General features: G+C 48.2%; 27 protein-coding genes and 1 rRNA gene. 4 read left to right on the top strand and 24 right to left on the bottom strand.

All coding sequences use genetic code 11. The annotated features are described in order from the left end of the window. Positions 1 to 12: 12 nt before the first annotated feature. From J2X61_RS34545 to J2X61_RS34500, 10 genes are all read right to left on the bottom strand, one after another. Complete coding sequence (locus J2X61_RS34545) at positions 13 to 456, bottom strand: VOC family protein (RefSeq protein WP_274473024.1); 444 nt, start codon at positions 454 to 456, stop codon at positions 13 to 15. 69 nt (positions 457 to 525) lie between these two features. After that, complete coding sequence (locus tag J2X61_RS34540) at positions 526 to 1,407, bottom strand: TolB family protein (RefSeq protein WP_310194870.1); 882 nt, start codon at positions 1,405 to 1,407, stop codon at positions 526 to 528. A 32-nt stretch (positions 1,408 to 1,439) separates the two neighbouring features. Further along, positions 1,440 to 2,222: a sugar phosphate isomerase/epimerase family protein gene (locus J2X61_RS34535; protein ID WP_274473022.1), complete on the bottom strand. Its 783-nt coding sequence runs from the start codon at positions 2,220 to 2,222 to the stop codon at positions 1,440 to 1,442. A gap of 57 nt (positions 2,223 to 2,279) precedes the next feature. Continuing rightward, positions 2,280 to 2,978 (bottom strand): SDR family oxidoreductase, encoded by a 699-nt coding sequence (locus tag J2X61_RS34530; protein ID WP_310194867.1) that lies wholly within the window; start codon positions 2,976 to 2,978, stop codon positions 2,280 to 2,282. Between the two features lie 32 nt (positions 2,979 to 3,010). Further along, positions 3,011 to 4,411 (bottom strand): mandelate racemase/muconate lactonizing enzyme family protein, encoded by a 1,401-nt coding sequence (locus J2X61_RS34525; protein ID WP_274473020.1) that lies wholly within the window; start codon positions 4,409 to 4,411, stop codon positions 3,011 to 3,013. 61 nt (positions 4,412 to 4,472) lie between these two features. Further along, positions 4,473 to 5,381 (bottom strand): NAD-dependent epimerase/dehydratase family protein, encoded by a 909-nt coding sequence (locus J2X61_RS34520; RefSeq protein ID WP_310194863.1) that lies wholly within the window; start codon positions 5,379 to 5,381, stop codon positions 4,473 to 4,475. Between the two features lie 19 nt (positions 5,382 to 5,400). Further along, entirely contained in the window at positions 5,401 to 6,300 is a 900-nt protein-coding gene (locus tag J2X61_RS34515; protein WP_310194858.1) for a carbohydrate ABC transporter permease, read from the bottom strand. Between the two features lie 13 nt (positions 6,301 to 6,313). Next, entirely contained in the window at positions 6,314 to 7,231 is a 918-nt protein-coding gene (locus J2X61_RS34510) for an ABC transporter permease (RefSeq protein WP_310194855.1), read from the bottom strand. Between the two features lie 81 nt (positions 7,232 to 7,312). Then, on the bottom strand, positions 7,313 to 8,998 hold the full coding sequence (locus J2X61_RS34505) for an extracellular solute-binding protein (RefSeq protein ID WP_274473015.1): 1,686 nt from the start codon (positions 8,996 to 8,998) through the stop codon (positions 7,313 to 7,315). A gap of 174 nt (positions 8,999 to 9,172) precedes the next feature. After that, complete coding sequence (locus J2X61_RS34500) at positions 9,173 to 10,213, bottom strand: LacI family DNA-binding transcriptional regulator (protein ID WP_274473014.1); 1,041 nt, start codon at positions 10,211 to 10,213, stop codon at positions 9,173 to 9,175. Positions 10,214 to 10,422: 209 nt separating this feature from the next. Here J2X61_RS34500 and J2X61_RS34495 point away from each other — a divergent pair, with 209 nt between their 5' ends. Together J2X61_RS34495 and J2X61_RS34490 are read left to right on the top strand one after the other, a co-directional pair. Beyond that, a complete protein-coding gene (locus tag J2X61_RS34495; RefSeq protein ID WP_310194850.1) occupies positions 10,423 to 11,256 on the top strand; it encodes a sugar phosphate isomerase/epimerase family protein in 834 nt (277 codons plus the stop codon). A gap of 38 nt (positions 11,257 to 11,294) precedes the next feature. Continuing rightward, positions 11,295 to 12,128: a 3-keto-disaccharide hydrolase gene (locus J2X61_RS34490; protein ID WP_310194846.1), complete on the top strand. Its 834-nt coding sequence runs from the start codon at positions 11,295 to 11,297 to the stop codon at positions 12,126 to 12,128. 41 nt (positions 12,129 to 12,169) lie between these two features. Here the strand turns inward: J2X61_RS34490 and J2X61_RS34485 are convergent, their stop codons facing one another. Both J2X61_RS34485 and J2X61_RS34480 read right to left on the bottom strand, forming a co-directional pair. Then, positions 12,170 to 12,973, bottom strand: a complete 804-nt coding sequence (locus J2X61_RS34485) for a LysM peptidoglycan-binding domain-containing protein (RefSeq protein ID WP_310194844.1) — start codon at positions 12,971 to 12,973, stop codon at positions 12,170 to 12,172. 26 nt (positions 12,974 to 12,999) lie between these two features. Further along, a complete protein-coding gene (locus tag J2X61_RS34480; RefSeq protein WP_310194842.1) occupies positions 13,000 to 13,608 on the bottom strand; it encodes a TetR/AcrR family transcriptional regulator in 609 nt (202 codons plus the stop codon). Between the two features lie 166 nt (positions 13,609 to 13,774). Between J2X61_RS34480 and J2X61_RS34475 the strand changes: the two genes are divergently transcribed. Continuing rightward, on the top strand, positions 13,775 to 14,533 hold the full coding sequence (locus tag J2X61_RS34475) for an MBL fold metallo-hydrolase (RefSeq protein ID WP_310194839.1): 759 nt from the start codon (positions 13,775 to 13,777) through the stop codon (positions 14,531 to 14,533). Between the two features lie 68 nt (positions 14,534 to 14,601). Here the strand turns inward: J2X61_RS34475 and J2X61_RS34470 are convergent, their stop codons facing one another. The 10 genes from J2X61_RS34470 to J2X61_RS34425 form a co-directional block, all read right to left on the bottom strand. Continuing rightward, positions 14,602 to 15,720, bottom strand: coding sequence for an oligogalacturonate lyase family protein (locus tag J2X61_RS34470; protein WP_310194838.1), 1,119 nt, complete (start codon positions 15,718 to 15,720; stop codon positions 14,602 to 14,604). A gap of 44 nt (positions 15,721 to 15,764) precedes the next feature. After that, a complete protein-coding gene (locus J2X61_RS34465; protein WP_310194835.1) occupies positions 15,765 to 17,519 on the bottom strand; it encodes a hypothetical protein in 1,755 nt (584 codons plus the stop codon). Positions 17,520 to 17,601: 82 nt separating this feature from the next. Further along, positions 17,602 to 19,155, bottom strand: a complete 1,554-nt coding sequence (locus J2X61_RS34460) for an extracellular solute-binding protein (RefSeq protein ID WP_310194832.1) — start codon at positions 19,153 to 19,155, stop codon at positions 17,602 to 17,604. 38 nt (positions 19,156 to 19,193) lie between these two features. After that, positions 19,194 to 20,090: a carbohydrate ABC transporter permease gene (locus J2X61_RS34455; protein ID WP_274473005.1), complete on the bottom strand. Its 897-nt coding sequence runs from the start codon at positions 20,088 to 20,090 to the stop codon at positions 19,194 to 19,196. Between the two features lie 13 nt (positions 20,091 to 20,103). Further along, on the bottom strand, positions 20,104 to 21,081 hold the full coding sequence (locus J2X61_RS34450) for an ABC transporter permease (protein WP_310194829.1): 978 nt from the start codon (positions 21,079 to 21,081) through the stop codon (positions 20,104 to 20,106). A 95-nt stretch (positions 21,082 to 21,176) separates the two neighbouring features. Further along, positions 21,177 to 23,513: a helix-turn-helix domain-containing protein gene (locus J2X61_RS34445; RefSeq protein WP_310194827.1), complete on the bottom strand. Its 2,337-nt coding sequence runs from the start codon at positions 23,511 to 23,513 to the stop codon at positions 21,177 to 21,179. 133 nt (positions 23,514 to 23,646) lie between these two features. After that, positions 23,647 to 23,949 (bottom strand): nucleotidyltransferase domain-containing protein, encoded by a 303-nt coding sequence (locus tag J2X61_RS34440; protein ID WP_310194825.1) that lies wholly within the window; start codon positions 23,947 to 23,949, stop codon positions 23,647 to 23,649. 195 nt (positions 23,950 to 24,144) lie between these two features. Beyond that, positions 24,145 to 24,825, bottom strand: a complete 681-nt coding sequence (locus J2X61_RS34435; protein WP_310194822.1) for a YjgB family protein — start codon at positions 24,823 to 24,825, stop codon at positions 24,145 to 24,147. 215 nt (positions 24,826 to 25,040) lie between these two features. Beyond that, complete coding sequence (locus J2X61_RS34430) at positions 25,041 to 25,304, bottom strand: hypothetical protein (protein ID WP_274473000.1); 264 nt, start codon at positions 25,302 to 25,304, stop codon at positions 25,041 to 25,043. Continuing rightward, the gene (locus tag J2X61_RS34425) at positions 25,273 to 25,506 is read right to left on the bottom strand and encodes a hypothetical protein (RefSeq protein WP_310194819.1); all 234 of its coding nucleotides are present in this window, start codon (positions 25,504 to 25,506) and stop codon (positions 25,273 to 25,275) included. The genes J2X61_RS34430 and J2X61_RS34425 overlap by 32 nt, the downstream gene beginning before the upstream one ends. Positions 25,507 to 25,892: 386 nt before the next feature. On the opposite strand from J2X61_RS34425, the gene J2X61_RS34420 reads away from it, so the two are divergent. Next, positions 25,893 to 26,225, top strand: coding sequence for a hypothetical protein (locus J2X61_RS34420; RefSeq protein ID WP_274472999.1), 333 nt, complete (start codon positions 25,893 to 25,895; stop codon positions 26,223 to 26,225). 100 nt (positions 26,226 to 26,325) lie between these two features. On the opposite strand, the gene J2X61_RS34415 is transcribed toward J2X61_RS34420, so the two are convergent. Further along, positions 26,326 to 26,457 (bottom strand): hypothetical protein, encoded by a 132-nt coding sequence (locus J2X61_RS34415; protein ID WP_274472998.1) that lies wholly within the window; start codon positions 26,455 to 26,457, stop codon positions 26,326 to 26,328. A gap of 151 nt (positions 26,458 to 26,608) precedes the next feature. After that, positions 26,609 to 26,697, bottom strand: a 5S ribosomal RNA gene (gene rrf / locus J2X61_RS34410); the annotation flags it as partial.

Genomic DNA, 26,697 nt, shown 5'->3' with positions numbered 1-26,697 from the left:
TTCCTATATCTTTTAATCGATATCGAGAAGCTCCAGAATGACGCCCAAATCGTCCGTGCTTTCCACATAAGCATATTTATCGCCATGTTGAATAAGCGGGAAGCCGAATTCCTCAAGTTTGGAGGCTGTTTCCAGCATTTTGTTCTTCGCCTTGAATGCGATGTGATGGACGCCGGGTCCCTTAGTTTCAAGAAAATCCTTCCATGTGGTAGGGTCTTCCGTAGGTTCAATAAATTCTATCACCGTATTCTCCATGCGAAAGAAAGACAGTCTTACCCTTCCTTCCGTAGGCTGCCCCATGTAGATGACCGTATCCTTTCCATCTTCATTCGCCATAATGATGGGAGGGGCCGGAACGCCTAAGAGCTCGGCAAAGCGGCTAGTTGCTTTCTCCACATCGCGAACGATCATTGCAATCTGACAAACCAAAGTTGTACCGAGGATAGTGTTATCCATATTTCCCGCTCCTTTTGGGGACTGATTTAATTAGACATTTGCATTTCCATTGGAGATCCCGCTTCGAAATTAATCTTTCTGCTTGTAGCTGACAAATGCCAGTTGTCTGCTGTCGGGCGACCAGGAATTGACATTGATGGTGCCCTGTCCGCCGAACAACTTGACAAGCGTTCGGAATTCGCCACCTGAGCTGGGCATTACGCAAATTTCTACATGCTTATTGGCGGGATGGTCACCAGGAGCGACATCGTCCTTGCGATAAGTAATGAATGCCACCAGCTCTCCATCCGGGGAGACATGCGGAAACCAGCTATTGCTTTCGTTGAACGTCATCTGCGTCTGTTCGCTGCCGTCGGCATTCATGCGCCACACCTGCATAAGCCCAGTTCGTACCGAGTTGAACCAGATGTGTTTGCCATCCGGCGAATATTCGGGACCGTCATTCAGTCCGGGAGTATCTGTTAACCGTGTTTCTATGCCGCCGTTCACCGAAATGGTGTAGATATCATACTCCCCGTTCCGCTCTGCGCAATAAGCAAGCGTGTCCCCATCCGGCGACCAGCCGTGCAAATAACTAGGGGCCATTGGCGTAATAAGGACAGGATGGCCACCCTTGAATGGAAACAAATAGATGCGGGACTGACCGTCCTCGTAGGTATGGTGGCTTACCGCAATTTGCAAGTTATCAGGTGACAGCACATGATCATTATTGCATTGGATCGCATAACCGGAGTCGATAGCGGTACTTATCCCGGTTGCAAGATCGTAAGTATATAGACGGCCCAGACTGTTATAGATGAGCTGCTTGCCGTCAAGGGTCCAATTCGGTGCTTCAATGAGATAGTCAAACTCGGCCAAAACGCGGCGTTCGCCGCTATGGACATCTACGGTTTCGAGCATACTGCTTACTTGTCTTCCTTCCATTTTTCGCGGTTCTTTTAATGTATTCACGGTTTGATTCTCCCTCCTAATCATCAGCAACTCTAATCTTGACGAGTCGCCAGCCTTACGGCTTGTCGTATGGTCAGCAAATCGCGCTCAACTTCCAAGTATTCATCGGCGCCGCCACGGAACTCAAGCGACCAACATCCCCGATATCCAGCTTGACACAGAAGCTGTACTTTGTGAAGCAGCTCGGTTCCCGTAAAATCCACAAAAGCTCGATCAAACTGGGCATGGATGGTGAAAGGGGCTACCATCTCATCACCGATTTCCTGGTCCGTGAGCCAGCGGTTAACATTGAGAACAATGCCAAACCCTGGCGCGGCAATTTCATTCGCAATCCGCACAAGGTTTCGAGGTGACTGGGCTGCCGGCTGATGCGTTTGCGGACCCACCCGAAAGCCATAATCATGGGCATATTGGGCGTATTCCCTGTATCGGTTCACGCAACACTCAATCTGCTCTTCCGTCATGTCTGCCGTCATCCCCCCCATATCGATCCGCAGCGATTGGACTCCCCACCGACGCGCAATAGCCAGATACAGGAGCGCTTTCTGATGGTTATGCTCGCGAACGTCAGGATCGTCATGCCAGACATCGGCAGCGTCCACGGCGAGGTTGGCGACGGTTACTCCTTCTTCATCTAACGTATCCTTGACTTTCTGAATATAGTCATCCTCCGTCGAAAGCATCATACCGTTCCAAATATCCGCCGAACGAAGTCGATAACGGTACTTCATGCTCTCCAAATAGCCGAACAGACTCATTCTCCCCGAATTATACAGCGCATGGAAAGACCAGGATCCAACTGAAAAGTCAGGCATTTGATTTCCCCCTTGAAATGTGAATAGCCATTCCTTGTAGATAGGGCCAAATAAGGATCAAATAGGCATCGGCTCCCCTTTATAGTTAATAAAGAAGCTTTCAGGATCTACGTCTGTCTTCATCTCCAGAATATCGACGATATGATTGGCGTTTTCGGCAGGGTCCCCTGGCGCCTTCTCTCCCCCCATGTCTGTTCGGATCCAACCCGGGTGGATGGCGTAAACACGGATTCCTCTCCCTTTCACATACTGTTTCAACTGCTTGGAGAACATGTTGATCGCGGTTTTGGATATCGCATAAGGATAGTCTCCTCCGTACGCGTTGGTTATACTGCCTGCTTCCGATGAAATGTTAAGGACGACCCGTGTGCCCCCATCAGGCATGAGCGGAAGCAAGTGCTTGATAACCATCATTGGACCGAACAAATTAATCTCGAAGGACCGGACGACGTCTTCCATCGGTAATTGTTCCAGTGCAACGCCTCTGCCGAGCAAAATGCCGGCGTTATTAATGATCGCATCGACCGGCCGCCGCTCTTCCTTCAGCTTCTCCGCTAAGCGGGCTATCGTGTCTTCACGGCCTACATCAAGCTCGACGGCTTCGATTTGACCGGGGTAACGGTCGATCAGCTCTACTAATTTCCCCTCGAGTTCCAGTGAGCGAATTCCGGCTATTACCTTGTGACCTCTCTGTACGGCAGCAAGAGTCAGCTCGCAGCCGAGACCGCGATTCGACCCGGTAATCACAATATTCATTTACATCTCCTCCTTAAAAGGCAACATGGTGATCAGCTAAATAAACGATCGTTAGCATACTCAGTGTTCCACTGATCGGTAGAAGCCCACATATCGGGAAACCCCGGCATCAAATGGTCCTTGATGACTTCATCGTTAATATCGTCGAAGCCAAGCCCAGGCTTATCCGACACACGGATAAATCCGTTCTGAATTACATTTCCGCCATAACCTGTTATGATATCGTTCCACCATGGAACATCAGGTGCATTGAACTCGGTGGCGATAAAATTCTCCGTGGCTACACCCATGTGTGCTGTAGCCAGTGCCGCCACAGGCGTCTCACACATATGCATGGCCATGGCTACATGATATCGTTGAGCCAAATCACCTATTTTCTTCGTTTCGTAAATGCCCGAAGAACAAATGTCAGGATGGATAATAGGCACGGCCCTGTTCATAATCAAATCCTCGAAGCTTTCCAATGTCGATAAATCCTCACCGGTAGCCAGTGGCGTCGAGGTTAACTGGCTAAGCCGCTTATATTCCTCCGTGTAGGTGCAAGGCAGCATATCTTCTGCCCATAGTAGATTATATTTCTCAAGCCGGCGCAACAGCCGTACGGCGTCTTCGAAATTTAAATAGCCCAGGTGATCTATCGCTAATGGCATTTTATATCCAAGGATTTCACGCATATGCGCAACCTCCTCTTCATACCGGTCCAAACCGCGTTCCGTCATTCGGAACATGGTATACGGAGACTGCGTATTGACCGTGTCATAAGCCCGGTTACGCTGTTGAAACTCCGGTCCATAGGGCGTATGCCTGCGGTTTTTAATAAAATCGAAATTATATCGTGAAGCCTTCAGATAATTCTCCACCTCGCTGCCAGGGGCGGATATTAACTCTTCGTGCGGATAAAGATCTTGCAGACTCTCTACGCCGAGCACCGCCTTGACCATGGTGAAGCCTTGTTCGTCAGCGAACTTCTTCAAGCGCTTGCCCATCGAATAGCCGTCACCTGGCAGCCCTGGCGTATTCACCCCTAGATCGCAATAAACACGAACTTCATCTCGGAATTTCCCGCCGAGCATCTGGTAAACGGGCACACCGTAAGCTTTACCGGCGAGATCCCATAAGGCGATTTCGATGCCGGCTACGCCTCCGGCTTGTCTCCCGGTGCCCATGAACTGTTTGAGCCTGCGAAACAATTTATCTACATTGCACGGATTCTCACCTAGCAATCGGCCTTTCAGCATGGCCGCATACGTGCGGCTGCCAAAATCCCTCAGTTCCCCTATGCCCGTTATGCCTTGGTTTGTGTAAATTTTTACGAGTGTGCAATGCATCGGTGCTCCTGCCAAATCTACAAAACGCATGTCTGTAATTCTAAGTTCGGACGGCCTTGAATAAGTATTGACGCGGTCTAAAGTTGACTCATATGGATCCGTCATACAGTCACTCCCTCAATGAAATGGACAGGCCAGCACCTTCAGCTGTTCGGCGGCTAATGGATTACCATTCCAACGTGCTTAGGTACTGAAGGTGCTCCTTCATGTACGCATCGGCCTTGAAAGCAAACCCAAACGTGTTCTTGATTTGCGTAACGTCTATGGGTATGCCCTGAGGTTCAGGCCGTCCCTTGTCAACAAGTTGGATTTGACTTTGGGACCCGAGAAGGTCTACAGCCATTTGCGCGATTTGGGCCCATGTACGGTATTCCGTGCTTACGGCGGTATAATAGCCCCGATCCAGCTCATCGGCATGGAGCAACGCGGCATATACTTTGGCAAGGTCACCCGCCCAGATGAATTGTGTACCGTCATTCTTAATGAAGGACATGGACTCGTTTCGGAGGGCGCTTCTGACCATATTTACGATTTTGCGATCTGGATAGAGGGGCCCGTCCTCTACGCAGGGGTTGCCAAACGTATAACCCGGCCGTATAACATTTGCCTGAATGTTATTTTGCGTGGCGATAGCCATGAGATAAGCTTCCGTCGCGGCCTTGGTGGCACCATAATAACTACTTGGCCTTATATAACCCCTATCATCGTTAGGCGCCGAGCCGAAGCTGGCGATGGAAGAGGTATAAATCATCTTCTTAATTCCCGCTTCCGCCGCCATCTGGAACAGGCGAACCGAAGGCAATGTTTCATGGATTAACATTTCATCGGCGATCCTGCCCTGTTCCGGCCACGCCAGCGCGATATGGATGCACGCATCTTGCCCCGCAAGTCCTGCAGCGATTGCATGGACGTCATCCATGGCTCCTGCCACAAAGCGGATCTGACCATGGTCCAAGAAGCCCGATATTTTGTTCACATTCCTGGCTAAGAGGGTAATCTCATGTCCATACGTTAGCAGTTCCTTAACCACATAGGAGCCAATAAAACCGGTACCTCCGGTTACGAATATCTTCATGCTTCCACCTCTCCCTGCCTCATTCTTTTACGCTGCCCATCACAAGTCCTGTTGTGAAATACTTTTGCAGGTACGGATAAATACACAGAATAGGTATCATCGCTAAGAACATTTGAGCAGCGCCTGTGGTCCGGGCACTCACCATAGATAAATATTTAGATAAATTGCCGCTAAGATCGGTGTTGTTACGGATAAACTCCTCCGGGTTCACAACTACCGTTTGCAAGTATGTCTGTAAAGGGTAATTTTCTATTTGGTTCATATAAATCATGCCGTCAAACCAGCTGTTCCAATGGTCTACGAACGAGAAAAGGGTGACGGTAGCGATCGTAGGCGCTGAGACTGGCAGCACGACTCTTATCAGCGTCTGGATATGACTGGCGCCGTCGATATAGGACGCCTCCAGCAATTCCTTCGGCAGACTTCTCATATAGTTCATCACGACTAACATACTGAATACGGGAAGCGCGCCCGGCAAGACTAACGCCCAGATGGAATTCATCAACCCGGTGCTCTTGACCACCATATAGGTTGGTATTAAACCGGCGTTGAAAAGTATGGTGATTACAAAGAACCATGAGAATAGATTCCGTGCCCTGAAATCCGTTGTCGTTCTGGACAGCGGATATGCCGTCAATACGATTAATAGCAGATTGATCGGCACGCCAATCGCCGTCCGTTTAAGAGAAACGACAAGAGACATGAAGAACTTCGAGTTGTTCGTAATAAACTCATACGAGATCGTTGTAAAGCCGACAGGATAAAAGGTAACCTCTCCTGCAGCGACGGCTGTTTTGTCGGAGAAAGACACCGCCAACAGGTTGATAAATGGCGCTATACATACGAATGCAACCATAAGCAGAAAAACCGTATTGCTCACCAGGAAAATTTTACGAGATAATGAGACCTTAATCTTCATTGTCTGTCCTCCGTTAGAACACTCGATATCCGGTTAATTTGTCAGCCAAATAGTATGACACCACGATAAATATGAGCGATACCCCCGATTTAAACAAGCCTGCAGCAGTGGAAAGTGAATATTGTGCCTGTTCAATCCCAAGCCGGAACACAAAGGTATCCAAAATATCACCGGTCGAGTAGACGACAGGACTATACAAATTATAGATTTGATCGAAGCCGCCATTCAGGATATTGGCGAGCCCCAACACGCTCATCAGAACAACCATTGATGAAATGCCCGGCAGAGTGATGTGCCATGTTTGCCGCCAACGATTGGCTCCATCGATAACTGCCGCTTCATAAAGCGCAGGATCTATACTCGTAAGGGCTGCCAAGTAAATCACCGATCCGAATCCGAAGGTCTTCCAGATATCGCTAACGACCATCGTGGCCGGAAACACGCTCGGATTGCCGAGGAAAAAGACGGGCTCCATCCCCAATTTGGTTAGGAGTATGTTGACAATCCCCTCTCTCGGGGACAGAAGATTAATAAGGATGCCGGATAAGATGACCCACGATAGGAAATGCGGTAAATAGACCATCGTCTGGAAAATGCGCTTAGTCAAAATACCTCTAAGTTCGTTGAGCAATAGAGCGAACACGACCGGAACAATGATGCCTGCAACCATTTTGCACAAAGCAATAACGACCGTATTACGAATAACCGGCCATATATTGGGCATGGAGAACAACGTAACGAAGTTTTGAAAACCTACCCATCTCTGGTCTCCGAACAAACCTCTGGCCGGAATAAATTTCTGAAATGCGATCACAACGCCGGCCATAGAACCGTAGCTGTAGATAGCGACCAGGGCAACCGCGGGGAGCAGCATCAAATACAAGGGAAGCTCTCTGACCAACCTATCTTTCCGTTTCAGACTGCCAAGCATAAGGACACCGCCTCCTGTCAATGAATCGGCTAAATAACTACGGCGGGAATCCCCCGCCGCAGCCCTTGGATGTGCACGAAACTATTTGGCCGGATACATCTTGTCTAGCTCGTCGAGCGTTTTCTGACCGCCCGCCTTCAGCCACTGCTGGACGAAGGTGTCGAAAGAATCGACTGGCTTCGTGCCGGTAATGATATCGGTAAAGGACGTGATCGTAAGCGTATCGAGCGAGGCAACGTTCGTCAGCCAGACTTCCGGTCTCTCGATACCCAGGATACTCTGAACAATCGCCTTCTCAGGCATGTATTTGTTCAATACAATCGGCAGAGATCCGGATTTGGACATCTGGCCCCAAGTACCGAAGGCATTGTCGTCTTTGGCAAGTGAGCCGTCCTCGAAGCCTTTAATATAATCGTATAATGGCTTTGCAGCGGGTGCGAGACCGTCAGACGAGCCTTTGTCAAACGCTTTCAATAAATCGGCTGCGTAAACTTCGCCCGGTTGATCGATATAGATAGGAGATAGCCTATACTGCTCATTCGACCAGTAGTTCAGATAGTCTTCCTTCGTTGAGTAATTGACGGTCTGATCGTACAGATTGAGAATCTTGATGGCGGCTTCCGGATTTTTGTAGTCCGCACTGACCATCGTCATCTGACCGACAGCGTTGCTTTCGATACCAACCTTGTAGTCGATACCGGCCTTTGTGGGAATCGCGTAAGGATGTACGATCACACCGCTCTTTTTGTAAACATTATTATAAGGGTACCAGGTACCCCAGTTGCTGCCGTAAGCCATGCCGATCTTACCGCTCGTAATATCTTCAACCAGCGCGGATTCATTCTTGGCGGTAAACTCCTTGTTAATCAGGCCTTTCTTATACATATCCGCCAACAAAGAGAGCGCTTGCTTCATGTTCGGTTGGATCCAAGCAAACGTCATTTTGCCATTCTCGTCGCGGTAGAACATACTCTCGTCACGTCCGGGAACGCCAAATGCAGAGACTAGCCCCAGAATGCTGCCGTGATTTTGTCGGATAAGATCCTTGTTGAGAGCAAGTCCGTAAGTGTCCCCATTGATGCCGTTCCCATCCGGGTCACCGGTAGCGAACTTCTCGGCAAGAGCGACCATTTCTTCAATGGTCTTCGGAGGCTGCGAATTCGTGTTCTTCAGCCAGTCTTCCCGAATCCAGAGAAATGGCGCTTCGTGGAAGTTGTCGTTCATACGCGGTATGGCGTAGAGCTTGCCGTCAATCGTGGCGCCCTTGAATGAATCGGCGAATCTCTTCTGATATTCCTTCAGTGAATCAGAGGCATATTTGTTGAAGACATCGGTGAGATCGGCAAGCTGTCCGTTCTGTGCCAGCTGCAAGAAAACGTTAGCGTCCTGCGTTTTGAATATATCCGGCAGTTCGCCGGAAGCGATGACGGCATTCAGCTTGTTTTTGTATGCGTCCGTACTGCTGTCCGCAGAGAAGGCAACCTTGAGATCGATGTTGAGCTTGTCTTTAATCAATCGGCTCCAGCGGTTATCCTCCCAAGTCTCCTTGTCTAAAAGCTTGGAGGCGGCCGCGGTTTGGACGGCCCATGACATCGTTATCGGCTTTTCATACTTTCCGGAAGGGTCTGTGTTATTAGGGGTTCCGCTAGCGGCGGCTGTTTGACCTGCATCGGACGCTGTGGGAGCGCTTTCGCATGCTGCAATACCTAGAACCATAAGCAAGGCCAAAGCGGGGGGCAGAACTCGTTTGGTGATCCTCTTTTTCACTTGCAATTCCTCCCTTATCTTTTAAATGCTATTGTGACACAGCCTTTTATCGCTGCTTAACACCAAGGGTTTGTTGAAGCGGTGGACACCTAACCGAATGATTCATGCGCTATTCATACAATCGATCTTGGCATGTACATGTGTGAACGCGCGTTTATGATACGACAAAAAAATTTAGATCCTTCTGCACGAGTCTCTGACAACCAGGCTGCACTCAATGGTGATTTCTTTAATATCCGACGTTTCCCGTTCTATTTTGGCGATCACGTCTGCCGTCAAATGCTTCAGCATATCACCGAAATCGACGCGAATTGTTGTAAGGGCGGGATGATGTTTGGCGCTTAACACGTGATCGTCGAAACCGAGAATAGATATATCCTTGGGTACCTCTAGCCCATTCTCTTTAAGCGCACGGATTGCGCCAAAAGCGACGGAATCATTGGCGGCGATAATGGCAGTCGGCAGGCTGTTCGGTTTACGCAAAAGCGTATGAATGGCTTCATAGCCGCTTCTTTCATGGAAATCGCCCGACAGTACCCAGTCCGGGTTAATCTGCAGATTGCACATGCTCATCGCTTTCTGGAAGCCTTCGTATTTCGTTGGACCGGATAAGCGCTTCATATCCCCATTGATAATACCAATTTGGGTATGGCCAAGTCCGTGCAAATACGCGACAGCCTGCTTCATACCTGAATCATTGTTAAAATTGGCGACAATCCGATTGGGTTGCGGGTTATCCATATGCTTCTGGTCAAAGACGCCGACAATGTATCCTTCCGCGACCAATTCCTCGATGAGCGGTTCTTTGATCGCTGTTCCGATGAAGATGCCTCCATCGATCCTGTTTTGAATGAAAATTTCTTTGACACTTTTCTTCGTATCTGCATTCTCGATATCACGAATAATATGTGCCAGTGTATAATAGCCCTTCTCCGAAGCATTCTCGATCACGCTGACAAGCAGCATGTTCGTTAGGACATCGCCGGAAACATTGCCGGGTTCGTTAAGAAACAGTCCTATCGTGCGGACACGTTTACCCGCCAGCACTTGGGCAGATACGGAAGGAACATAATTATAATCCTGGATCACTTTCATGACGCGGTCCCGTGTTTCGGCCGGTACATTCGAATAATTGTTGATTACCCTGCTAACTGTACTTCTGGACACCCCGGCAATTCGGGCTATCTCCTCACTCTTGATCTTAGAGTTTCTCATGGATGATTGACCTCTTTCGTAAACGCGCGTTTATGATGTTATCATACATAGTCTATTAAAGTACTGTCAATCCTTTATTTCCCAAAACAAATGAATAATTTTCTATCGGTTTTAATAATCTTATTGAATGAACGCGCGTTTATGATATAATTGCAGCACAAACGAATACTTTCCATATATAACCAACGGGACAAAGGATGGGATTTCACATGCGCCTTGGCGGTCAGGTCTTTCTTGAGCAAAAAAATCCGGATACTTGGGCGAACGCGCTCAAAGAAGCGGGATTTCGGGCAACCACATGCCCCATCAGCGGAAATGAAGATATCGCCCAGCTTGACGATTACCTGCTTGCGGCTAAACAGTATGATATTTTGATCTCTGAAGTCGGTGCTTGGAGCAATCCTATCAGTCGTGATGAAGAGACAAGACGCAAAGCTGTATCCTACTGTATCCAGAGACTGGAGCTTGCCGAGCGGATTGGCGCCCAATGCTGCGTCAATATCGCCGGATCGCGAGGCGCCCAATGGGATGGACCCGATCCGGATAACTTTAGCGACGAAACGTTTGAATTGATTGTGGAGACGACGCGGGAAATCATCGATGCCGTGAACCCGGAGCGCACCGTATTTGCCTTAGAAATGATGCCGTGGGTATTCCCGGATTCTGCGGACTCCTACCTTTCGTTGATCAAAGCTATTGACCGCAAAGGCTTCGGCGTTCACTTCGACCCTGTGAATATCGTCAGCAGTCCGCGAATTTATTACCGGAATGGCGACATGATTCGCGATTTTTTCAAAAAGCTGGGTCCCTTTATCCGAAATTGCCATGCGAAAGATATTCTTCTTAGAAGCCATTTGACCGTTCATCTGGATGAGGTTATTCCAGGTCAAGGTAACCTCGATTATCGTGCTTTCCTCACGGAATTACATAAGCTGCATCCGGATACGACACTGATCATCGAGCATTTATCGACTAACGAACAATATCGGCAAGCTTCCGATTACATCCGTAAGATCGCCGCTGAACTTAATATTCCCTTGTGATAGATGGACGTTAACCTACCCTTATTAGGAGGTCTCCTATGTACAAAAGTGACGGTACGTTTACCCCAATCTTCGATGGAGAAACGCTCGCAGGCTGGCACTCCGTCCCTCGACTGCCCGTTCCCCGTACCCCAGGTGGGCCTAACCCGGATATGACAACCGAAACCTACCGGCAAGCCGCACGGACATCTGGATTATGGACGATTGAGGACGGTGCCATTATAGGGCGGCAGGATCCACCCGGATGCGGATACGGCGGTTATCTCCTCAGCGATGAGGTATACGGCGACTTCGAGCTGCTCTTGGAAGCCCGTCCCGACTGGCCGGCGGATACCGGTATTCTATTACGCGCTTCTGCACTTGGTTCGCAGGGATTCCAAATCCTGTTGGATCACCGGCGTTCGGGAAATATAGGCGGTATTTACGGCAATGGCATCGGCGGCTTCCATGGCATCAATTTCACCCTAGATGTCCAGTATGATGAGCAAGGTATACCTATTGGACTAAAGCTGGAGGATGCTGCGACGTCCATCGAGCCCCTGACGCCTGACAAGCCCGCCCTCCTTCCATATGCTGCAACCGGCGAGCAGTTCCTGTCTATTTGGAAGTGGAACCATTGGAATGAATTCAAGATTCGAGTTGAAGGGGCATCACCGCGGATCACCGTCCATATCAACGGTACGAAAGTTTCTGAAATAGATACGGCAACGTTAAATCACCCCTTGTACGATGCTTCAGCCGTTCGAGAGCTGCTAGGCCCCAAAGGGCACATTGCCTTCGAAATCCATGATAACGATCCCGGAATGGGCGAAGCGCGCTGGGGGCCGAATGCGGCTTGCCGATGGCGCAATATAAGGATTCGTGAACTTTGACAAACTAAAAGGCTGCCTTTCAAGGGCAGCCTTTACATATTTTAAAAAGTGACGGGAACCTCGACCAAATCTTGAATGCTGCCATCGCGGGCGCTGCGAGTGTACACCATCAATGTACCGTTATTTGTAGTGGGAGATTGATCAAACTGGAGCGGTACGTCGAATACGCCAAAGGCCGGAGCGCCTTCTGCCGTCGTTGCCGTCCGTTCTGCCGTTATGTAGCGCCCCGTCGCATCGCGAATTTGGTAATTTATCGTCGCTTCGAACGCTCTGGCGCTGCCCATCAAATGCTGTCCGGGAGCAATCCTTGTTCCGGGCAAAGGCTCAGACACGACAATATTCGTCGAGGACGGAAGCGGGATGACCAAACGAAAACCGGGATAAATGACATCCGGTGATAACCCCTGGCGATTGCGGTTGGCTCGGATCAATTCGCTCATCGGCGTCCCGAAACGGCGGGAGATTTCGTACAGAGAGTCCCCCTGCTCTACTTCATAGACGAAGGCGGCAATATATAGCAGCTGTGCAACCCGGAGAATATCCGGATGCTGGATTTGGTTAAGCGCGGCTAACATATCGACGCTTACAGAGAACCGTTCGGCGATCCTGAATAGGGTATCTCCCTGCTGAACCTGATATAGAGCAGAGCTTTGCTCCGCCATACCCGGCAATCTCACGACTAGTACTTGACCGGGAAAGATTCGGTTAGGGTCTGCTACAGACGGATATAACGCATTAATCTGAATCAGCGACTGTATGTTGGTGCCCAGTTGTTCGGCAATCGTATACAACGTATCACCCGGACGAACCGTATACAGCAAGTGGGTCCCTGATGAAATCGGCATAGAAAAGCAACTCCTCTTCAAGTAGGTTAATACCCATCATATGCCGCATCCATACTTCCATGTATATATGCCTTTACGTGGTTCGTGCAATATCGGATATACTTATTGTCATTATACAATTTGCTTAACATAACCCCTCCTTCGATTAGAGCGATGATCACACCGCACGCCTCATCCGCATCCAAGTCGCTGCGGAACTGCTCCCGCTTCATGCCTTCCTGGATGATCGTCCCCAGACCCGACATGAGTTCACTCATAGCAAGCTGAGCCCTTTGTTTAAGCATCGGGTGACCGTCGTCATTCTCAATTGCGGTATTCATAATGGGACAGCCGCCCTCACAAACATTCTCTTCAACTAGCTGAATATAAACTTCGCAGATCGCGAGTATTTTCTCTGTTGGCTCAGACTGCTCAGTCACGGCCTTGGTTAACAGGTCTTTTAATTGTGTGAACAGATAATCAAATGCAGCCAGCGCAATCTCGTCTTTATTTTCGAAATGATTATAGATACCTCCCTTACGAACATTGCTGCGCTCGATAATCTCCGACAGAGACGTACCTGTATACCCCTTCGTATTAAATAAACCAGCGGACTGGCGAATAATATGTTTCTTCGTGTCTTGCCCTTTGCCCATGTGTCTCCCTCATTTCAAAAAGTACCGATTGGTCTTAAAATAACATATTCACCTGTCGCGTTCAACCGGTATGTGAGGCGTGAGAAAATAAAGGCTTGATTCGTATACAAAACTATGCTAATTTAAAAAACAGACCGGTCGGTATTAAAATGTAAGGAGGATCCCGATGACTATCTCCATTCAACACATTCGTAACGCTACATCGGTTTTGACCATGAACGGCCTTAACATACTGATTGACCCTATGTTAAGTGATCCCGGTGAGCTCCCGCCGGTACCTTTCACTCGTACACTTCGCAGAAATCCGTTAACCCCTCTGCCTGTTCCGCTGCATTTTTTCGATGATATGGACGCTATTCTACTGACGCACCGGCATTTTGACCACTTGGATAAGAAGGCTCTCTCCGTTCTGAATAAGAGAATACCTGTCTTTTGTCAACCCGAGGATGAAGCCTTTTTAGCGAAGGCCGGTTTCCTTCATGTATCTGCGATTCACGATTCTTATGCATGGTCCGGCATACAGATGAAGCGGGTAAAAGGTCAGCACGCGCCAGGCGTTACGGCCAAACTGCTCGGCCCCGTATCCGGATTTCTATTAAGCACACCGGCGGATGGTACCATTTACATCGTCGGCGACTGCATCTACACGTCAGCTATTGAAGCGGTGTTCCGAGACGTTCAACCGGATATCGCGGTTTTGAATACGCCACGCGCGCAGATGCTTTTAGGAACCATCATCACAATGACAGCCGAAGATATGGTTCGTATTGCCCGCATATCTCCGTCCACGAGATTGGTTGCCGTACATATGGATGCAATCAGCCACTGTACCTTCAAACGCCATCATCTTCAATCCTTTCTGAAGGTGCGCGGCCTCGAACATGCTGCTTTCGTTCCTTATGATGGAGAGGTTATCTCTTTCTGAGCATGTTAACAAAGTAAGGCTAGGGGGCTCTTCCCCCTAGCCTTACTAAAGCCATGATCAGAGAAATCTCATGACGTCAAATCCACTTTATAAATACAAGGAATTCCCTCCATGTCGGATGTAAATATAATGAACGAACCGTCTGGAGCAAAGGCTGGATGCGGATGGGCATCCTGAGTATTCCCATATGACCTCCAGCTCGTTCCATGGGAGCATAGCCGTTCTTCTTGCCGCTTGGCTACATCCACTAAATAGATGAAATGCTGCTCCGGCAGTTGTCCATCCCCTACGATTTGCGTATGATTGGCATTTGAAATAAAGTGACAATATTTGGAGCAGTTCATCCAAACTTCTTCCTCCAACGTCTCGGGATCCATAAACCGAATACTTTCGTGATAGAGATCATCCTTATGCCGGTAGACATAAGCAAATCTGGATCCATCAGCCAGCCAATATTCATGCGTGATGAGCTCATCGTGCGTCTGCTCCTTCGCGCAGCGGAGCCGGGTCCCGTCCTTCTGGACCAGCCAGAGCCTGGCGTCGATCTTATGCCCTGGACCTTCATGACAGAACAAAATCGTTGCAGGATCGTGCGGACGAATTTGCGGATGCCCCAGCCAGCAGTTCAGCTCTTCATGAGCGATATGGCTTGTTCGCTGTTCGATATCCAGATAGATGATTCGGCAGTGGGGCTTAGCTGCCCATTGCAGGTCGAAGCTGGACCAATCCCCCGTAGGCCGGACGACATCCTTCTCATTCGTCTCCACCAAGACGATAAACTTATCGTCTGAGCTGAGACCGGGGTTCGCATTCGACTTCCACCCGGCAGGGGATGTATATAAGACCTCTTCCCTGAGCGTAGTCATCTCCAAGCGCATGATCCTTTGATCCCTGCAATAGATGAGGTAGCCATCGTCAGTCGTCAGACTGCAGCTGAAATCGTGAATGTCCGGCCCCTCGGTTAATTGTAAAGCGGATCCGTCGTGCAGATCCATTCGGTAAAGCTGTCGCAGTCCCTCACGCTCACTGGTGTAAATCAGGTAGCGGTTATCGTTGGTTATCATTTTATAATAGAAATAGGGATGATGATTCACTTGCTCCGGCGCTGTCAAACGAGTTATAGAACGACCCGTATAGGCATCGTCAAACTGATGAAACTCATTATGAATCGTAGATCCTTTGGCCATATGGGATCACTCCGTTTCTTATCATTTCAACATCAACGATCGGCTTACTTACCCCGAGCACGCAGCATCGACTGTTTCTCAGCAGGCTTCACGGGTAAGGTCAATTGAAGCGCCGAGCGGCCCGGAGCACGGAATTCCGCCTGCACCTCTACCATTTCATCTGCACCGCCTTCGTCTTCCGCAATCATTCTCACTTGTATGACGGAAGCTGCAGCGTCAAGCTCTCCAGGCTGTGTCTGGCCCAAACGCCACGCAAACATAAGCAGCGCTTGCTGCAGGCTAAGAAAGTCAAATCTCTTCTTATCTCCAGCGTAGATGACGTAGTCCAGGAACAGCTTATCCTGCTCCTGCCCGAGCTCCCAGCCCAGCTGTTCCCCGCTAACGGCAGCGAATAGCTTCTTCACATGCAGCGTCTGGTCTGCGATATGAACAACGACAGCTTCGGCATCCCTCAATAAAGTTTCCGCTCTTACGTCATTCAGACTTCCGCCAATTTCGAAGCGAACCCGGAGATCCGATGATTCGATGGTCCCGTCGATGGGATCGAGTCCAATATGCGTATTGCCGCCATTCGTGCAAAATCCGATCCCGAACAACACATCCTTGCCTTTTTGCACGCTCGTAAAAATGCCGGAAGAATAATCGTAGCCCTCATGAAGCAGGCGCAAATGAATATAGGTGGATGCCTCGCCATTACGCACATAAGCTAATAAATTGCGGCGTTGATTCCACATCACATCCTTGCTGAAAGTTCCCACACTAACTGAGCCATCCATATACGTGGTTGCTTGGTTAGCTGGATTTCCCATCTCGTCTTTGCTAATTATCTGTACATGCTCATCTGTTTCTGTGTGTCTGAACGCCGGTATGTATTTCAGAGGGCACCGAATTTCATTCCCATACCAATCCAGGTTGTACTTCAGCTGGTCATCTGGCATAAAGTGCAATGAACCTTGGCTGGCGATCTGAATGAAAGACAAAATTTCAGGTGTCATTAACGTAGAATAGGCACGGCTGTGCGGTCCAGACCACTGCTTGCTGGGGGTATGGAAGTGGTTGGCTACCAGCCCCCAAGCGACATCCAGCATCTCCGTGCTGAGCTGCTTCGCTTCAACGAGCTGGGTCGCCGTATAAATGCTGGACAATTCCTGAATCGCTACGATGGTATATGTCGGGCTATTGTACTCTTGAAACGTGCCAAGCTGCTTGGTATACTCACTGAAAAGTCGCAATCGGTTCAGTCCGTAATTCAAATATTTCTCTTCCCCATAAACCTCGCCCGTGAGCAAAGTGACGAAGGCGCCCATAATGGCAATGTTCGTATAGCCGGGACCGACATTACGCTTGATTATGGCGTCACACGAGCAGTAAAGCGCATGCCGAATGACCTCTCGCAGTTCCGCGCTCAATAGGTCGGAATGCCTTTGCTCGGCCAGCACCAGCCGCTTCCCGCAGAAATCGGCCCAGTTCCAGTCCGGAGGAGCCATCCTCTCGAGCGGCTCCTCATAGAACCAAGACCAGATCCCGAAGGTCGCGCTCTCGGGGTCTTGATCCTGCAAGCTGATCACTTGCTCAAGTATTCCGTGCGCTCTTTCCACATGAGGAGGCTGTCGGCTGTCTAACAGCCCCAATGCATAAACACAAGCCGCTAAAGTAGGATGCGTAAAAGCTACATGTTTCAATGTGCTGTGGTAACCCGGGGTATGGAAAGGCTTGCGAACCATTCTCAGCTCTGGCGTATATTCCGCATGCCATCTGTTAAGTTGTTCGAGCAGCATCTTGTTCGGGTCAATGGTCATAGTCGAAGACACTCCTTCATTCGTATGAAATAGCCCCCCGACCCCTGTTCGAATCGGGAGGCTGCCTAGCCGTCTATGAAGCTTATTTGCCCTTCACATTGTTCTGGTACCATTCTTGCGCTAATTTATCGACGTTATCGCCGCCAAGACGTTTCCATTCCTTGCGAAGCTGCTCCATTCCCCATTGCGGCGAATATTGGGCACCGCCTGTTATGACTTTGGTTTCAATATCATCAGCCAACGGGCCAAATGACGTAGAAGTTTCACTTAACTCTGGGAATGTCGGGTTAAACGGAATATCGCGTCTGTATTTATTCTTCATGGCCACCTTGAGCGATTCCCCCTGCACCTTGGCATATTCCTGAGAAATCGCATCCGTCGCTGCCATCACGGCAAAATCCTCCGGCTTTGGACTCCATTGATCCAGCACGGCATACTCAGAAGCATAGATCGTTTCCTTCTTATTCTTCTCGGCATCGATGGCTTGTGGAACACCATTAACCAGCTTGTAATGAACGCCTTCCGTGCCGAACTTGACATCGAACCAATTTTTGTCAATCCACCAGTCCAACAGTTTGATAGCAGCCTCCGGGTTCTTCATGTTTTTATTGAACACAATCAAACGGTTCGCCGGCGGTTCTTGATACAAGCCAAACTTGCCATACTTGGTTGAGACCGGCTCCAGAGGGACTAGCTTCGAGGCAGGAACATTTTGCTTCAATTCACGGTATTCAGGACCAATATTCCAGCTGGCGAAATAGATGCCCGCTTTTCCTGTCACGAACAATTGTCTTTCCTTCTGGAAGTTTTTGTCCGTAATGTATTCCTTGTCAATCAGGCCTTCATCGAAGAACAGTTTGAGCTGAGCAAGCACATCCGTATACCGGTCCGTCAAGCCGCCATACACGATTTTATTATTGTCAAGATACCAATTCCCTTTGTTAGAGGCATACATCGCTTGAATAATGCCTGCGTAGTTATAATTGAAAGCAGCTCCCAAGGTATCATTCTTACCGTTGCCATCCGGATCCTTATCCCTAAAAGCCCGCATGACATCGACCATCTCATCCATCGTCGTCGGTGCCTTCAAACCCAGCTTATCCAGCCAATCTTGGCGGATCCACATGCCGTGATTCGCAATTGAATCGATGCCCCGCGCGCTTGTAGCCATATAGGTTTTACCGTCGAACATCGTGTACGGCTTCAACTCTGGATGCGCTTTCAGATAAGCTTTGTATGAGGTGCTGTATTTCTCTATGTATTCATCGATCGGCTGAATAGCTCCCTGCTCCTTCAAGGTCGCCATATAATCCCGTCCGAATTCCCACATCATATCCGGTGCTTCGCCGGCAGCGATGAGTGTATTCAACTTCTTCGTGGATTCGGTCCGCAGGATGGGAACCCACTTGACTTGAATGCCCGATTTCTCATTAATGTATTTCGTAGTCCGGTTGCTCTCATAAGTCCCTTCGTCACTAGCCACTTGACCGCGGTCAAGGATGGAGACACTGACCTCCAGCTTCTTGTTCTCTCCGGAAACCTTGCCTGGTTGATCTGAACTGCTTGGCGAGGTACAAGCTGCTATTGCGAATAAAGAAGCGACTAGCGTTAATGCTACGTGCTTTTGTTTAATCATCGAAACTTCGCCTCCAGCAAGAAGAATGGACTTTCTGATTAGCCTTTAATCGAACCAATTAAGACACCTTTCACAAAATATTTCTGCAAGAACGGATATACACATAGAATCGGCAGCACCGAGATAATGATCGCAGCGGCCCTCAATCCCTCCGGCGTTACCATGGTTTGCATGGAGGCCCCTTCGCTCCCGCTGGTTGCATTCGTATTAAGCAGATTCTGGCTTGTGGTATCGATCATCTGCAGCAGCTTGACCATCAGAGACAGCTTACCCGAATTCGTAATATACATGAGAACGTTCATATACGAGTTCCACCAGGTTACCGAATAAAATAGGGTTAGCGCCGCAATAATCGGCATCGAGAGCGGGAGAATAATTTTCCAAATAATAAACAGATCATTAGCTCCGTCGATCGCCGCGGATTCCTCCAGTTCCGAAGGCAGGCCTTCGAAGAACGATTTCATAACGAAGAAGTTGTAGGTGCTGAGCAGACCGGGCAGCCATAGAGCCCAGTAGGTGTTCATGATGCCTAATGATTTGATGAGGATATAGTTAGGGATGAGCCCACCGCCGAATAACATGGTGAAAGTGATGATCATCAGAAGTATGTTCCTGCCCTTGAGCCGCTTCCGGCTTAACGGATAGGCCGCCATGATTGTCGCTACAAGGTTGATGGAAGTGCCAACTACCGTAATGATGAGGGTATTCTTCATTGCTTTAAACAGCTGGCCGTCCTCAATCAAATTCGTAAAAGAGGTGAACGTGATCTCCTTCGGCCATAAGAAGACTTCACCTGACATAATGGCACGAGAACTGCTTATAGAGGTAGCTAGCACATGGATGAAAGGGAACAAAGTGATCATGGCAAGTGCCGCCAGCAGCACATAGACTACGCCATAAACCAGCTTACCTGCCGAGCTCCGACTGTTTGACACCGCATTCCCCTCCTCACCATAGCCCGTTCTCGCCCAAGGCTTTAATTAATCGATTCACACTCACGACCAGGATCAAGCCAATGACGGATTGAAACAAACCGAGCGCTGTCGTATAACTGTACTGCGAACCTTCCAGACCGACATGATAGACATAGGTGCTGATTACGTTCGCAACCTCGGAGACCGCTTTATTTTGCAAGACGAATATATGTTCGAATCCGACATCCATCATCTGACCTACGCGCAGGATCAGCAGAATAGCAATCGTGGAGCGGATCCCCGGCAGCGTAACGTGCCAGATGCGCCGCAGCTTGCTCGCGCCGTCAATCTTAGCTGCTTCATACAGCTGAGGATCAATTCCTGCCATGGCGGCCAGATATAGAATCGTTCCCCAACCGGCATTCTGCCAGATCCCCGACAGGATGAACGCAATCGGCCACCAGAAGGTGCTTGCCATGAAATAAATCGGCTCAATGCCAAACAGCTTCATTAAAGCAATGTTGACAATTCCCGTGGATGGAGACAAAAGTGCGATAACAATCCCTCCAAGCACCACCCAGGAGATGAAATGCGGAACGTAGAGCAGATTCTGAATCGTTCGCTTATACCATTCCAAGCGTACTTCATTTAAAATAATGGCCAGCACAATGGGTACTGGGAAAGCGAACACGATACTGTACACATTCAGTAGAAGCGTGTTCTTCAATACATTGAAGAAATCCGGACTCGTGAACAGTCTGTTGAAATGCTTCAGTCCAACCCATTGACTCCCCCATATGCCGTCGGCGAAACGGTAATTCTTGAAGGCAATGATCTCTCCAAACATCGGTGTGTACTTAAAGATGAAATAGTAAGCAAAGATAGGCAGCAGCAGCAGGTACAAATATTTATCCCGTTTTACATATTTCCAGGCAAGTTTCAGCTTGGATGTTTGTTCCTTCTTTCCGGCATTCGCTTGTGTGCTGGTGGCACCGACGGTTTGTGATTTCATGTTTCTACCTCCTCTCTGGTCAATAACTTGCCCTTTCATGGTAGCGCTTTCGGTTTGCATAGGGAAATATTCACTTTTTATAGAACGCACCTTTTTTAACCGGTTTCGTATTCGCCATTTTTATCCTCTTCGCCTTTTTTAAGATTTTCCCTGAATTCGCCTGGCGTTTGGCCTGTATATTTCTTGAAAATGCGAATGAAACTCTGGACGTTGTTGTAGCCTACGCTCTCCGCGATGAGGTTGATTTTCTGTTTCGAATGCAGCAGCAGCTCCTTGGATTTCTCCATGCGGATCTGAATCAGACAATCCATGAAATTCGTTTCTGTCGTTTCCTTGAAGAGCTTGCTCAAATAAGGAACGCTTAACTCAAATTGCGCAGCCAAGAGGTTGAGTGAGAGGTCGCTATCCATATAATGCTCTTCTACGTACGCCAGTACCTGTTGAATGGTATCGTGATGCCCTTTGGCGAGCCGTTTCTCTTCGGTGCGCACAATGAGCTGATGCAGGAAGTCGGACATATAGCTCTTCAGTTCCGCCACTTTGACGCAGCACTCAATCCGGTCATATATATTTTCCTTAGGATCCAGGAATTCTTTGATCTCAAGCCCCTTATCCGAAATGACCTTGATGGACTTCATGATCATCTGAATGCACATCTGCTTAATCAACTCCGGCGGAACATTATTAGTCACGACTTCGCCGAAAACTTTATCCAGCTGCGAACGAAGCTTTATTTTATCCGTATCCCGAATCAGGTTGACCACAGAATCAATTAGCGAGGTAATCCGGTAAAACTTCTCATTATAATTACTGCCTGCGATATCGTCGATGGAGACAATTGTGTTATCGCCCATGATCAGCTTGTATCTGAGTGCGTTCAACGCTTCTTCATAGGAGGACTGGATGCCTTCCAGATGCGAATGCAAGCTGCCTACACCGATAGTAACGGTTTGTTTGAAATGAAGGGCTACATAATTCTTCACCAAATCAGCAACTTGCAGAGCTTGAATGAGATTGCCTTGCGAATCCTCCGTTTCAAAGCTCATAATGACAGTAACGCGCCCGTCGGTTAACTCCACGGATGTGCCCTTACAGACCCCGGCGATGAATTCATCCGCTACATTGCTTATGGCATAGGTAAACAAATAGATATCTCGCGGCGTGTGGGTCTCTTGGACGGGATCCAACTCAATCACCATCACGATGAATTGATTGTGGTATAAGTCAATACCGAGCGTATGGAAATAAGGCCGCATCCGATCGTAATTCGTTCTATCCCCCATCAGCAGGCTCATAATCAGACGCCACTTCAGGGCAGGCAAGCTATCCGTCATTTGCTTTTGCAGCGATTCATTATCAGATATCATCTGTTTGAAAAACTGCTCCATGTACGTCAGATCGCCGGAACGAACCGATTTCTTACCTGCTACCGACCGAAAGAACAGCTCAAGTGGCCGGAACGTGTAATTGCTTACCGCAAATACAATGACAATCGCCAGCAGGAACATCCCCGCAGTCACGGCCAGAAGTAAGTTGCGGACGAGCTGAAGCGGACGATTCATGACGGGGTCAGGGACGATACTGATGTATTTCCAGCCATTATAATTGGAAGTCAAATAAAAAGTAGTATAGCTTCCACTTTGCGCATGCGTAGTTAGATAACCGCTATTTTTAAATTCACTCAATTTCGGGGCGCCGGGTATCGTGCTTAACGAATGGAAGAGGTGCTCCTTGTTTTGTGAGGAAATAATCGTCCCTTTGTCATTAATGACCAAGGTTTGCCCTGCCCTTTGCTGATCCACATCTTGAATCAAATTGGAAAGCGTGCTTTCCGCAACATTGACAATAATGGCGCCTTTACGGAACTGCGGCAGACTGATCAGCGGATATGTACGGATCAAAGTAATCATATTTTTCTCAATTTGCAGCCCGGAGCTGACCTCGGTTACCTTCCTGGTGTCGAGCCATTCACCGTAGCCCTTCATGCTTACATAAGCATCATGCCATGCCATATCGTAGAAGCTGGACTCGTCCGAATACGTCACATCCGTCAACAAGCTCTTGTTCGCCAGAGAATACAAATAGAACGAAGAAATGTTGCTGTTGGCAAACATCAGCGTCTTAAATCGGGTATTCAGAATGCGGAAATAATTGAGGCGCAGCTCATCACTCGCGTAACGTCCATTCAAGAAAAACTCGACATCCGGTTCTTGTATGAAATTAATCGTACTCGTATCGATTTCACGCAGCATCATTTCAATCTTCTGCTGGCTCAAATGGAGCAGCGCTGTATTCGTGCGCCGCAGCTGATCCTCCATTCCTCCCTTCGAGCTTAAATAGGACAGCCACACCGTTGATGAGATGATGACTAGGAAAAATACACCATAAATCACCTTGAACCTGGCCGAGATGTTACCTTGTAGAAATTTCATGGCTATCTCCTCTGCTAAGCTTAAATGTCAGTTTCATTGTGCAGAAACCTGTTACTCTCCACATGGATTAGGCGCAGCAGCTCAACCAAATCCTGCAGCCGCTTCAATTGCGAATCATATTCTCTTGCCTCCGCTAAACGCTTGATTGCGATCGCTTCGCGGATGAGACCATGCCAACGTCCCGGCAGCAGCGCAAGGCCGTACTCCCCGGTTCGATATCCGCGTGAGCGTCGCGAATCAATTCAATGTCAGACGGGGTTAACGTTCGATTCACAAAGACGAGAAAGTCGATATCGCTCGAGCCTTCGATATAAGCATTGAGTGCAGTAGAGCCATACACATAGATTGCTTCTACGGTATCCGGTATTCGCGTTCGCAGCGATTCGCCTAACCTGTGAATAGCGATACTCACGACTTTCGGTAATCGTTCCGTCATTTCGGTATCCCACCTCGTTATCAGATGATTATATGCGCAACCTAAAGCCAATGACTTCCACTTCTTCTTATTATAAGGATGAAATCCTTCTCCAAGAAGCGAAACTTTCCATATCGATATAGAACGCAATCTGTCAAAGCCAAAAAGGCCGTCTCCCCTCACTAGAGAGAGACGGCCTCAGGCTCTTTCTTTTATTTATCCAGCCATGTTGTTGACGGAATGCTTGGTATCAAAAACAGAAATGTGATCTACTTTGCCGCTTGATTTGGGAATAATAAATTTCAGCTGAAATGCATCGGTTGCTTGATAAATATAAATCATATCATCCCCGTTGACCTTCGTATCCGCTGGTTTTCCTAAAGCTTGTTCAATTTGATTCAATGTTAGTGTTTGCAGCTTGGGTGCGCTGGAGCGAATATCAACGATTTGTTCGCCCTTATTGAAGCCAATAACTGCATTTTTCTTGGTATATGTCGCATAAATCGTACTTCCTACCACATCTTTATGGTCAACTTTCCCCCATGCCTTCTCCACATCATCCGTGAAGCTTGTTTCTGCAGCAAACTCAATGCCAGCCACTTTACCTAACTTTGCCAATTCCAACATCTCTTTAATTTGCTTAGTAACGGACGTTGTTTCTGAGTTAACCGGGTTTACATGGATGTTACCGCTCGGCGTTGATGCCGGCTTCGTTGAAGCAGTTGGAGCTGCACTAGGTGCAGTTGAAGGTTCAACTGCTGCACTAGGTGTGGTGCTGGCTATTGGAGCAGCTTCGCTCGCTGCTGGTTGTTCAGTAGATGTACACGCTGTGAACATGAGCATACTCGCAATTAACATTGGATATGCCACTGCTTGTTTACTATACCTTTTCATCATATGATTTCTCTCCTATATGATTGAGTACTTACAATATACAAACGTTTAAAAGATAGGTAATGTTGCAAAATCATCTAGGTATAGAATAAACGCCGCGAATATCGCGGCGCTTCATAAATGAACGTATATCACCTCATAGGTTGAAAAGCCCTGCGCAGTTCATCCCCGAAGAGCTTGGGCTGTTCCCATGCCGCGAAGTGGCCGCCTTTTACTGGTTAATTGTAGTAAATAAGGTTCGGATACGCCTTCTCCGCCCAGCTCTTCGGCGCTTGATATAGCTCGTCAGGAAAGGCGCTTACGGCGACCGGCAGCGTGACCCCTTTGACACTGAAAAAGGGATGTTTATTCTCCCAATAGAGACGCGCAGATGAGATCGACGTGTTCGTCAGCCAGTAGAGCGTAATATTATCAAGGATATCGTCTCGGGAGAGACCCCCGGGCTTTCCGTCATGAGTTCCAGGCTCTTGCATCATGGTCAAGCATGAAGGCCGCCAAGCCGACTGGCGAATCTGGTAGTCGGGTCAACGTCTGAGGGCGTGAACCCATCATCTGGGAATAGGCAAGCTGCATGTTGAAGAACTTCAGCTGCTCGCACGCGTGCCTCTCATCCCCTGAGAGACCTGACGGACAGCCGCTGCCTGACTGAAGCGCCTTATCAATTACGACTGGGGCACCAGGCATATTGGTGTGAAGGCCAATCAGTCCTTGTGGCTTCTGTACCCCCATCAAATCAGCGATAATGGCCCCCCAATCGATTCATCAATTCTCCGTAGGCTCTTGCGATCCGATCGGGTCCCATCCGGTTGTAGTCGGCTTACTTGAAAAGTAACGCTCCTTTTTGGGAAGCCGTGTATCGAACTAACATTAAGTTCCATTCGAAATAGATTTCTTATGCGGAGATTGCTGAACTAGTCAAATTTCAAAGATACTTTTTCAACAAACTCGTCGCCTCCCTTTGTTATCTTCCAAGTACAGCTGTTGGAAATTGTATTGGTAAATACCTGAATAAATTAAAGAATATTGAAGATTATAGTTATGTATTTCAAAAACAAGGAGGTTCATCCCCTATGTATCAGAACCAAAACATTGCTAGCCAAATTAATCAATGCGAACAAATGCTGAGTCAACTTATGAATCAAACGCAGCAAGCTTCTCAGCTGTATCAACAAATGCTGCAACAAGAGCAACAAAATGCCTTCGTTTTAGAGCAACTTGCTCAAAAAGAACGCCAAGCAGCTCAAATCATTCAATCGGCTCTGCAAGGACACCAAACGGCAATTCAAAAAATGGAGCAAATTTCTCAAATGTGCAGATCGCTTGAACAAAATTTGCAAAATAGCGTTATCGCGAATCAACAACAAAGAATCGACACTTATCCAAATTATAGCTATAGAAATTAAATCTCATATATGCCCTCCTTTAAAGTGGAGGGCTTTTATATTTAACGGCGTGTCATAGGAGAAAGCCCGAGGAATCACCCCCGGGCTTTCTATTTGCCTATTAGCCGCCAGAATTAATATTTGCATCATCAATGCCATTATTGCTGCTTGTCTTTTTGCTATTGCTGCTACTGCTGCTGTTGTTTTGATTATTGCTTTTTTTGCTGGATTGACGCTTGTGTTGATTTGACATGTGATTAGCCCACCCTTAAGCGTAATTTTTAAAGCACATCTATTTTCTGTTGCTAAGGGTGATTATAACCAGCCAATTAATGTGTATGACTGGTCATTCAAATAACGTAAAAAAACCTTACTTAGATTTCTCCTTGTAAGGTTTATAGTCTGCTTGGCAACGTTCTACTCTCCCAGAACCCTGCGGTTCAAGTACCATCGACGCTGGAGGGCTTAACGGTCGTGTTCGAGATGGGAACGC

Origin of the sequence: Bacillus sp. 3255 (assembly GCF_031456485.1) — a bacterium.
In the GTDB taxonomy this organism is placed as follows: domain Bacteria; phylum Bacillota; class Bacilli; order Paenibacillales; family NBRC-103111; genus Paenibacillus_E.
This window is presented reverse-complemented; position numbering and strand designations above follow the sequence as displayed.

Coding starts and splice junctions, on each gene's coding strand:
- J2X61_RS34545 (WP_274473024.1), bottom strand. CDS start 456: ATGGATAACACTATCCTCGGTACAACTTTGGTTTGTCAGATTGCAATG.
- J2X61_RS34535 (WP_274473022.1), bottom strand. CDS start 2,222: ATGCCTGACTTTTCAGTTGGATCCTGGTCTTTCCATGCGCTGTATAAT.
- J2X61_RS34530 (WP_310194867.1), bottom strand. CDS start 2,978: ATGAATATTGTGATTACCGGGTCGAATCGCGGTCTCGGCTGCGAGCTG.
- J2X61_RS34525 (WP_274473020.1), bottom strand. CDS start 4,411: ATGACGGATCCATATGAGTCAACTTTAGACCGCGTCAATACTTATTCA.
- J2X61_RS34520 (WP_310194863.1), bottom strand. CDS start 5,381: ATGAAGATATTCGTAACCGGAGGTACCGGTTTTATTGGCTCCTATGTG.
- J2X61_RS34515 (WP_310194858.1), bottom strand. CDS start 6,300: ATGAAGATTAAGGTCTCATTATCTCGTAAAATTTTCCTGGTGAGCAAT.
- J2X61_RS34510 (WP_310194855.1), bottom strand. CDS start 7,231: ATGCTTGGCAGTCTGAAACGGAAAGATAGGTTGGTCAGAGAGCTTCCC.
- J2X61_RS34500 (WP_274473014.1), bottom strand. CDS start 10,213: ATGAGAAACTCTAAGATCAAGAGTGAGGAGATAGCCCGAATTGCCGGG.
- J2X61_RS34495 (WP_310194850.1), top strand. CDS start 10,423: ATGCGCCTTGGCGGTCAGGTCTTTCTTGAGCAAAAAAATCCGGATACT.
- J2X61_RS34490 (WP_310194846.1), top strand. CDS start 11,295: ATGTACAAAAGTGACGGTACGTTTACCCCAATCTTCGATGGAGAAACG.
- J2X61_RS34485 (WP_310194844.1), bottom strand. CDS start 12,973: ATGCCGATTTCATCAGGGACCCACTTGCTGTATACGGTTCGTCCGGGT.
- J2X61_RS34480 (WP_310194842.1), bottom strand. CDS start 13,608: ATGGGCAAAGGGCAAGACACGAAGAAACATATTATTCGCCAGTCCGCT.
- J2X61_RS34475 (WP_310194839.1), top strand. CDS start 13,775: ATGACTATCTCCATTCAACACATTCGTAACGCTACATCGGTTTTGACC.
- J2X61_RS34470 (WP_310194838.1), bottom strand. CDS start 15,720: ATGGCCAAAGGATCTACGATTCATAATGAGTTTCATCAGTTTGACGAT.
- J2X61_RS34465 (WP_310194835.1), bottom strand. CDS start 17,519: ATGACCATTGACCCGAACAAGATGCTGCTCGAACAACTTAACAGATGG.
- J2X61_RS34460 (WP_310194832.1), bottom strand. CDS start 19,155: ATGATTAAACAAAAGCACGTAGCATTAACGCTAGTCGCTTCTTTATTC.
- J2X61_RS34450 (WP_310194829.1), bottom strand. CDS start 21,081: ATGAAATCACAAACCGTCGGTGCCACCAGCACACAAGCGAATGCCGGA.
- J2X61_RS34445 (WP_310194827.1), bottom strand. CDS start 23,513: ATGAAATTTCTACAAGGTAACATCTCGGCCAGGTTCAAGGTGATTTAT.
- J2X61_RS34440 (WP_310194825.1), bottom strand. CDS start 23,949: ATGACGGAACGATTACCGAAAGTCGTGAGTATCGCTATTCACAGGTTA.
- J2X61_RS34435 (WP_310194822.1), bottom strand. CDS start 24,825: ATGATGAAAAGGTATAGTAAACAAGCAGTGGCATATCCAATGTTAATT.
- J2X61_RS34425 (WP_310194819.1), bottom strand. CDS start 25,506: ATGCCTGGTGCCCCAGTCGTAATTGATAAGGCGCTTCAGTCAGGCAGC.
- J2X61_RS34420 (WP_274472999.1), top strand. CDS start 25,893: ATGTATCAGAACCAAAACATTGCTAGCCAAATTAATCAATGCGAACAA.
- J2X61_RS34415 (WP_274472998.1), bottom strand. CDS start 26,457: ATGTCAAATCAACACAAGCGTCAATCCAGCAAAAAAAGCAATAATCAA.